This window comes from Vibrio sp. 1978 (assembly GCF_033344345.1).
Genome location: NZ_JAWPOP010000777.1, coordinates 1 through 581 on the forward strand (window position 1 = coordinate 1; position 581 = coordinate 581).

The following is a 581-nucleotide window of genomic DNA, read 5'->3' on the forward strand; positions in this document are numbered from 1 at the left end:
ACTCAAAACTTCAATGTTGATTTGTTCCAATGTGATGATAAATCATGTCCAGAAGCTGCGAACATGGACAGTCAGTTTTACGACGCTGCCAACAGCATTCGCCAATGGCTGAAATCACTTGATGAGCAAAAAATCTCGTTGTTTGAACAAGATGGTTATCAATACGAAAAGCTGATGGTGTTATTGGCGGATCATTATCGTCAAACGGCCTCTTTTCCAATGGATAAGCAGTCTACGGGGACGACTGAATTTTTGAAATCGTACTTCGCGGACTACGTTCAATACAACAGTCGTCGCATCAACCCAAAACAACCAAATATGGGAAACTTCAGCCGCAGTGAATTTGGGGCCGATGTAAAGAGAATTGATACTACGGTGAATATGGAGTCTAAACGCAACTTCCGTTCGGCAGGAGTGTATGCGCTGCCAGGTGAGACTTTCACGGTAACGCGTAAAGACAACAATGATGTGACCACAAAAATTGTCATCAATAGCTTAAGAAGTGGAGCGACTCATGAGTTCAGTAAAGACGGTTATACTCGACCTAAACTGCTGACTTCATTTGCTTACGAAGTTAAAGC

1 pseudogene is annotated in these 581 nt (G+C 42.7%); it reads left to right on the forward strand.

Annotated elements, in window-relative coordinates:
* Positions 1 to 581: pseudogene (locus R8N49_RS29050) on the forward strand (hypothetical protein); the annotation flags it as partial.